At 48.9% G+C, this 7,810-nt stretch carries 7 protein-coding genes and 2 pseudogenes; 8 read left to right on the top strand and 1 reads right to left on the bottom strand.

Features of this window, described 5'->3' with window-relative positions; translation table 11 throughout:
- Positions 1-102 precede the first annotated feature (102 nt).
- The 4 genes from PGS38_RS15615 (at position 103) to PGS38_RS15600 (ending at position 3,601) form a co-directional block, all read left to right on the top strand.
- Complete coding sequence (locus PGS38_RS15615) at positions 103-969, top strand: DUF3100 domain-containing protein (protein ID WP_118594458.1); 867 nt, start codon at positions 103-105, stop codon at positions 967-969.
- A 3-nt stretch (positions 970-972) separates the two neighbouring features.
- Positions 973-1,419 carry a hypothetical protein gene (locus PGS38_RS15610; protein WP_118594457.1) on the top strand — a complete coding sequence of 149 codons (447 nt, stop codon included), beginning with the start codon at positions 973-975 and terminating at the stop codon, positions 1,417-1,419.
- A gap of 94 nt (positions 1,420-1,513) precedes the next feature.
- A complete protein-coding gene (locus tag PGS38_RS15605) occupies positions 1,514-2,839 on the top strand; it encodes an amidohydrolase family protein (RefSeq protein ID WP_118594456.1) in 1,326 nt (441 codons plus the stop codon).
- 15 nt (positions 2,840-2,854) lie between these two features.
- Positions 2,855-3,601 carry a sulfite exporter TauE/SafE family protein gene (locus tag PGS38_RS15600; RefSeq protein ID WP_118594455.1) on the top strand — a complete coding sequence of 249 codons (747 nt, stop codon included), beginning with the start codon at positions 2,855-2,857 and terminating at the stop codon, positions 3,599-3,601.
- Here PGS38_RS15600 and PGS38_RS17715 read toward each other — a convergent pair.
- A pseudogene (locus tag PGS38_RS17715) lies at positions 3,585-3,713 on the bottom strand (DUF6783 domain-containing protein). The gene PGS38_RS15600 and the pseudogene PGS38_RS17715 sit on opposite strands and share 17 nt — an antisense overlap.
- Between PGS38_RS17715 and PGS38_RS17710 the strand changes: the two are divergent.
- The 4 genes and pseudogenes from PGS38_RS17710 to PGS38_RS15585 form a co-directional block, all read left to right on the top strand.
- Positions 3,681-3,800, top strand: a pseudogene (locus PGS38_RS17710) (DUF6783 domain-containing protein); the annotation flags it as partial. The pseudogenes PGS38_RS17715 and PGS38_RS17710 sit on opposite strands and share 33 nt — an antisense overlap.
- 79 nt (positions 3,801-3,879) lie before the next feature.
- A complete protein-coding gene (locus PGS38_RS15595; RefSeq protein ID WP_022461118.1) occupies positions 3,880-4,092 on the top strand; it encodes a ferrous iron transport protein A in 213 nt (70 codons plus the stop codon).
- Between the two features lie 229 nt (positions 4,093-4,321).
- Positions 4,322-5,560: an MYG1 family protein gene (locus PGS38_RS15590; RefSeq protein ID WP_118594453.1), complete on the top strand. Its 1,239-nt coding sequence runs from the start codon at positions 4,322-4,324 to the stop codon at positions 5,558-5,560.
- 279 nt (positions 5,561-5,839) lie between these two features.
- Positions 5,840-7,726, top strand: coding sequence for a phage tail tip lysozyme (locus tag PGS38_RS15585; protein ID WP_118594452.1), 1,887 nt, complete (start codon positions 5,840-5,842; stop codon positions 7,724-7,726).
- Positions 7,727-7,810 lie beyond the last annotated feature (84 nt).

Genomic DNA, 7,810 nt, shown 5'->3' with positions numbered 1-7,810 from the left:
GGCATATCTTTTTCGGGAGGACGAGTTATTTACCATATACTCTTGTTCTGCAAGACAGAACAAAAATGAACCATAAAAAGAGCAATGGTGGAGGAGAATGTTATGAAAAAGGAAAAGTATGCGTATTCATCACTGAAAAGCCGTATTCAGGCTGAGTGGAAGATCTATGTTCTGGCATTTGTGTTCATTCTGATCGCAGATTCCATCGGACAGGTCAAGATCCCGCTGGGACCGGGAAACTTTATTTTGTTCCCGATTTTTTATGCATTGATTCTTGGTGTGCTGTCCGGTCCGCAGGTGACTAAAATCGTAAAATCGAAGGAAGTAAAAGCAGCATCAAAACTCGTTATTGTGGCAATCTGTCCGTTTATTGCAAAGCTTGGCATCAATGCGGGAGCCAGCATTGAAACGGTCATTTCTGCTGGTCCTGCACTTCTGTTACAGGAGTTCGGAAACCTTGGAACTATTCTTCTTGCAATGCCGCTGGCACTTCTGCTCGGCTTAAAGCGGGAAGCGATCGGAGCCACTCATTCGATCAACCGTGAAACAAACCTTGCTCTTATCACCGATATGTTCGGACCGGATTCCCCGGAAGCGCGTGGCAGCCTTTCCATTTACGTGGTCGGCGGTATGGTCGGCACCATCTATTTTGGATTTATGGTTTCCGTAATCGCAATGTTGAATATTTTCCATCCGTATGCTCTCGGTATGGCCTCCGGCGTTGGAGCCGGCATCATGATGGCGAGCGCCACCGCTTCACTGACCGAGATTTATCCGACGATGGCGAACCAGATCTCTGCACTTGCCAGCGCCAGTGAAACGATTTCCGGTATCGACGGAATTTACATGGCTATTTTTGTCGGTATTCCGCTCTGCAACTTCCTGTATCGAAAACTGGAACCGACGCTTGGAAAATTTGCAGACAGAAGAGCAGAAAAACGTGCCGCAAAAAAGAAAGGGGAAGCATAAGCGATGAGATATATTGAATGGGGATTCTTATTTTTACTGTCCGGTCTTGGAATCGGACTTGCCAATCTGGTTGGATTTCAGGTAAACTTTCTGGATTCTCTTCCGGGGATTCTGATTCTGCTGGCGATTTCTTGTGTCGGTGTTGTGGTAAGCAAACTGATTCCGCTGAAGCTTCCGATTGTAGCATACGTTTCCATTCTCGGCCTGCTTGCTGCATCTCCAATTTCACCGGCAAGACAGTTTGTGATCGACGCAGTCGGCAAAATTAACTTTACAGCTCCGCTTACCATGGTAGGTGCGTATGCCGGAATTTCCATCGGCGACCAGGTAAAAACCTTCGCAAAACAGGGATGGAAAATGATTCTGATCGGCGTCTTTGTTATGACAGGAACCTTTATCGGTTCCGCTGTGATTGCACAGGTTGTCATGATGCTGACAGGAACGATTTAAACACTACGCAAGAGAAACAGAGCCCGGCTCTTCCCAGACAGAAAATGGGATGAGGCAGGCTCCTGCTGTTATAGAAAAAGAAAGGAAACCAGTTATGGGAAAACTGATCGTAACGAATACCTCTGTGCTTCTGCACGATATGACAATCGCCAGAGGGCAGATCGTCGAAACAGAGAACGGGATCATTTCTGCCATCCGTCCGTATCAGGAAGGAGAAGAAATAACGCTCTCCGGAAATAAGGAAACTGAGCTTCTTGACGGAAGCAGAAAGCTTCTGATGCCCGGTCTTTGCGACAGCCACATGCACACGGGGCAGCAGCTTTTAAAGGGACAGATTCTCGACGCGCTTCCGATGATCTGGACGCGCATTATGCTGCCGTTTGAGAGTACCCTGACGCCGGAAAAGATGGAACTTAGTGCCGAACTTGCGGCATTGGAGATGATCAAATCCGGAACGACGTCGTTTGTGGACGCAGGAAGCTACTTTATGGAGAGCGCAGCAGATGTCTATCTGCAGTCCGGGCTGCGTGGCCTGTTATCTGCATCTACCATGGATGATGCGTCACTGCCGGATGTTATCCGCCATACCGCCGATCAGAATGTGGCGCAGACAGATGCGCTGTATGACGCGTACCATGGAAAAGGGAACTTAAAAGTCGCCTATTCTCTTCGGTCTTTGATCAGCTGTACAGAAGAGCTGATTTTAAAGGCAGCCGGTCATGCGAAAGAGCGTGGCGCCCTGCTGCAGGCGCATATGAACGAATATCCGAACGAGATCAATTTCTTTCTGCAGCGTTTTGGAGTGCGGCCAATCGAGTACCTGGAAAAGCTTGGTGTGCTGGATGAGCGTTTTCTGGCGGCGCACTGCATTCTGCTCTCGGAAAATGAGAAGGATCTGCTGAAGAAGTATGAGGTAAAAACATGCCACTGCCCGTTCAGCAACTGTGGAAAAGGAGTACCGGATACGCCGGCTCTTTTGCAGCGCGGCATCACCGTCGGCCTTGGAACGGATGGCGCGGCGCATGGAGGACTCAGTCTCTGGAATGAGATGAAAATTTTCCGTTCCGTGATGAACGTCGGACGCGGTGTCGGTATCAGCGAGGCGGCAGTCATGCCGGCAGCGAAAATCCTCCGCATGGCGACACAGGGCGGATATGACTATCTGCATGAAAACGGCGGAAGTATCGCTGTTGGAAAAGAGGCGGACTTTATCACGATTTCGCTTCGCCAGCCGCATCTGTATCCGACCGGAAATCTTGTCAATACACTGCTCGAGTGCGTGACAGCAGCGGATGTCTGCGACAATGTAGTACATGGGAAGACTTTGATGAAAGACCGTGCCGTGCAGACTCTTGATGAAGCACGGATTCTTGCTAAGGCAGAGCGGTATTTTGAACAAGCTGAAAAAATTACACCATAAGGAGAATCTATAGTTATGTTAAATCTGATTCTGATGATCCTTCTGAATTTCGTGGTCGGCGGTTGTATCGGCCTGACGGGAATCGCAGGATTTCTGCTTCCGATGTTCTACGCCGGATTTCTGGATATGCCGTCCTACGCGTCCCTGGCACTCAGCTTTGCGGCATTTCTGATTTCCGGCATTCTGGGATCGGTAAATTATTATAAGAGCGGGAACCTTGACCTGAAAACGGCAGGTGTGCTTTCGGCCGGAAGTTTTGTCGGCGCGCTTGCCGGTGTCAAGATCAACCTTCTGATTCCGGCGGACACGATGAAAATAATTCTATATCTCGTTGTTCTGCTCTCCGGAATTTCCATCCTGCTTCGGAAAGACAAGCCGGGAAATACAGAGAAAAAAGCAGTCCAGAGCGTTCCGTTTTTCCTGGTACTTGGTGCTGTAACCGGTGCTGTCTGTGCCGCCTCCGGTGCAGGCGGGCCGGTGCTTGTAATGCCGATTCTGACACTGCTCGGTATTCCGGCGCACACCGCGGTCGGTATTTCCTTGTTTGATTCGATTTTCATCGCCGTACCGTCTGCGGCAGGCTATCTGATCGCGGCCGCCGGAAACAAAGAAGTCTTTTTGCTTTTACCGGTACTTCTGGTCGCACATGGCATCGGTGTCTTTGCCGGAAGCAAAAATGCAACGAAAATCAACCAGACGCTGCTGAAACGGATCGTGGCTGTGGCTTCGATTGCGATCGCGTGCATCAAACTCTTTCTCTGATTGAAAAACTAGAGTGTGTTTGAAAAACCATTTCCGCAGCCTGCACGCCCCAATTTGCGGTATATTTTGCCCTCATTCAGTCGCCGTAGCCCGCTACGCCTCCTTCATTCAGACAAAATCTCCCACAAATTGGAACATGCAGACTACGAAAAGCCTTTTTCAAACACACTCTAGCGCTTTGCACACAAACTTTAGTTAGAAGCGTATCCCAATTGTTCTTATTGACTAAATATTTCCTCAGGGAATACAATATAGAAAAAGTAAAAAGGAGGGATACCATGCAGGCACTTTCAAAGAAAAAAACCGGTGATATCTGTACCATCAAATGGATGTTTGGAATCCCTGATGTTCTGGATTTCCTCCGAAGCCGTAAAATCAAAGAAGGCAGCACCGTACAGGTCATCCAGAGAATAAACGGTGGATTGATCCTTGGCATGGATGGAAAACGGATTGCAATGTGTGATGCAGCTGCAGACCGGATTCAGGTATGAAAGGAAGAAAAATCAAAATGAGCGGAACCTTGGAAGAGGAGCCGCTCATTTTGATTTTCCAAATACCCACAAAAGAATTTTCGTAGATAAGTGTGCAGACTGCGGAAATGATTTTTAATAAATATGCGCCAGGAAGTTTTCAAACTTTTCTTTACATAGAACCGTTGCGAAACAGCCGCCAGATAGAGTAAAATAGAGCAGATCTTAAGAAAAAGGAAGTTGGAATTTTATGACATTATTAGAACAGATACAAAAAGAAAATGCCGCTGCTTTTACGCACGGCGGAAAATTTCATGCGGATGATGTGTTCTCTGCGGCACTGCTTCTGCATTTTAATCCGCAGCTTACCATCCAGCGCGGAAATCGTGTGCCGGAGGATTTTGACGGGATTGTTTTTGATATTGGGAGAGGAGAATACGACCATCACCAGAAAGACAGCCGGATCCGGGAAAACCAGGTTCCGTACGCGGCGTTTGGCCTTTTATGGGAGGCACTTGGCACAGAAATTTTAAGTCCGGAGATGGCCGCGCGGTTTGACGAGAAGTTTGTACAGCCGCTCGATCTCAATGATAATACAGGAGAAAAGAATGAACTCGCCAGTATGATCGGCATGTTCAATCCGGTATGGGATGATAACAGCGGAAGCGATGCTGCTTTCCTGGAAGCGGTGGCAGTGGCCGGACGGATTTTGGAACATAAATGGGAGCGTTTTCGTGCGGATGAGCGGGCGGAGCAGCAGTTTGCAGCTCTTCTTGCCGAACACAGGAAGCGGATCGCAGCGGAGAAAAAGGCAGGAACAATGGATGAAAAGATTCTGATTCTGTCGGAATTTTTTCCATGTCAGAAACAGCTTTCCGCGACTGAAATTGCATTTCTGATATTCCCATCGAATCGCGGCGGTTACTGCGTGCAGCCGGTTCGAAAAGAAAATTCATTCAATTACAAGTATGATTTTCCGGAAACATGGCTTGGCCTGGAAAAAGAAGCACTGCAGGAAGCGACGGGGCTTTCCGATGTGTCTTTCTGCCACAAAGGAGGATTTCTTCTCACCGCAGAAACGCTTGACGATGCCGTCGCTGCCTGTCGCATCAGCCTTGCGGGAATGCCAAAAGCACCGGTTCTGATCCACATCGGTACCGATGCGATTGATGCGGATGACGCGCTTTTGCGGCAGATGCCGGGCATGGAGCATGCAGTTATTCTTCATAAACCGCTGCCGGAGGCCCCGGAACTGAACATCTGTGGCAGTTATGCCGTGTCATCACTTGAAAAAGCAGAATGGAAGATACGCCTGCGGGAATACCTGTCGGACTTGTTAAAAGAAAAGCCGGAGGCTGTCTGTGTCAGCGGTGATCTCTTTGCGGCCTATCCGGTCATGCACCAGCTCCGCAAGAAACATATTCCGGTTCTGACGGTATCAGAGCAGAATGGAAAACGGCTTCTGATCCGCATTCCGTCCGGTTCCTGAGAATTTACAGAGAATCTCTCTCAATTTCACGCGTTAAACAGAAAAATTCCTCAATATGTGATTTGTTTCTTTGCATCTGCTGTTGTCTGTGATACAATATAGAAAATACGTGAAATTTTTGCACAATGAAAATGAATGATATCATTTTTGGTTTATCTTCAAAAAAAGAGGCCAGACTTTACAGGAACGATACATTTTCGTGATTTCATTCGAACGGCCTCAAAAGCAGAAAATGGCAGGCAGAAATCGACAAACAGCAGAGAGGAGAGCAAAACATATATGATTTCAAAGAAAAAATTTGGCACAACGGTAACAGCGTTCGGCGTGGCAGCCGGAATGCTTCTCGGTTCGGCTGCACCGGCGCATGCAGAGGAGACAGCGAAAACGGTGCAGGAAACGCAGAAAGATCAGGCGGATGCACCGGCCACGCAAAGTGAAACGGAAAACGGAAACACAGAAGAAGCCGTTGTTCCGGCTGTAGAAACACAGGAAACCGAGACACCAGCAGAAGAACCGTCCGTACCATCTCAGGATGAAAATGCCGCTTCCACAGAGGAGCCAAAAGTACCGGAAACGCCAGAACCGACAGAGGATCCGACTCCAACGGAGACACCGGAAGACCCGAATCCAGGCGAGATGCCGGAGCCATCTCCAAGTGAAACCCCGGAACCAACTCCAGGCGAAACTCCAGAACCGTCGGTAACGCCATCCCCAAGTGAAACGCCGACTCCAGCCCCGTCCGAAACCCCGGAACCAACAGAAACACCGGTGCCAACCGAGACGCCTGCACCAGCACCGACAGAAACACCGAAAAATGATGAGACACAGGCGGATGACTGGATTCAGACGATTGATTACGGAAAATATATCAGCTCCATGAAAAAAGATCTCCGCGCAGGTTTCGCACAGGTCGACAAAGCGTACGCCTACGCAAAGGTCGATACCAGATTAAACGTCCGCGAAAGCGGTTCCACCAGCGCACGGATCGTGGGAACACTTCCGGCAAAGGCACTCTGCTTTGTGATCGCCGATGCGGATCAGGAGTGGGTTTATATTGAATCGGGCGACGTCCGCGGTTTTGTCCGTACGGATTATCTGCAGCAGGGAAAAGAGGCGCTGGAATATGTAACCGGCACCGGAGAGGATCAGATGAAACTGGCGGATCAGGTGATCGATCCGTCTGAAAATGAAGCCTTTCCCTATAAAAAAGAAACGGTTTATGAAGTAAAAACCTCAACCGGAAACGGTATTATCACATTTGCAAAACAGTTCGTTGGCAGACCATACGTCTGGGGTGGAAACTCCCTGACGGACGGTATTGACTGCTCTCATTTTGTATGGCAGATTCTGACCCGTTGCGGTGCGTACGACGGTGAATATACGACCTCCGGCGGATGGCGCAGCCTTGGAACGGAGGTTGCAAGCCTGGATGAGGCACGCGCAGGCGATGTTATTTGCTATAATGGCCATGTGGCGCTGTATGACGGAGAAGGAAAAATCGTAGAAGCGCTGAATGAAAACGCCGGTATCACCTGCGACCGCCCGGTGGACTGTGACACGATTCTGACGATCCGTCGTTTTGCAGCCGACGATGAAATCGGCGGAACGAACGCAGAAAAGATCTGGAATTACTTCCTGATGCACGGATTTACAAAAGAAGGAGCCGCCGGTATTATGGGAAATATTGCAAACGAGGCATCCACAGACCTCAATCCGACACTGCTTGAGTATGGCTCTACCAGCCGCACAAGCCTGAGCGGAGAGCAGTACACGAACCTTGTTGACGCCGGAATCATTTCCCGTGACGAAGTGATCCGAAGTTCCCGTTTTGGCCTTTACAGTGGCGGAAGATATGGATATGGTCTCTGTGGTTTTACAGATCCAACGATCAAAGAGTATCTGTGCCGATATACCATTGATCTTGGAAAGAGCCTTGGAAGCCTGTCCGGCCAGCTCGACAGTCTGATGGCCTACCTTTCCGACTACAATCCGAATCTGCTGGACAGACTGAAAAATGCCGAAGATGTTGACACCGCAGCAACTGCCTTCATGCGTGAATACGAAAAATGCGCAAACCAGAGCACACAGCAGAAACTGCGTACAACAGCAGCAGAACAGATCTACAATGTTATGGAATCGTATGATTCGCCGGTAGATGTAGAATAAACGAACAGATGATGAAAACGTGTTAAAGAAAGTCCTCCGCAGCAGAAAGATTCTGTGTGGAGGACTTTCTTACAGTAAAATAAT

It is taken from the genome of Fusicatenibacter saccharivorans (assembly GCF_027667425.1).
GTDB lineage: Bacteria > Bacillota > Clostridia > Lachnospirales > Lachnospiraceae > Fusicatenibacter > Fusicatenibacter saccharivorans.
This window is presented reverse-complemented; position numbering and strand designations above follow the sequence as displayed.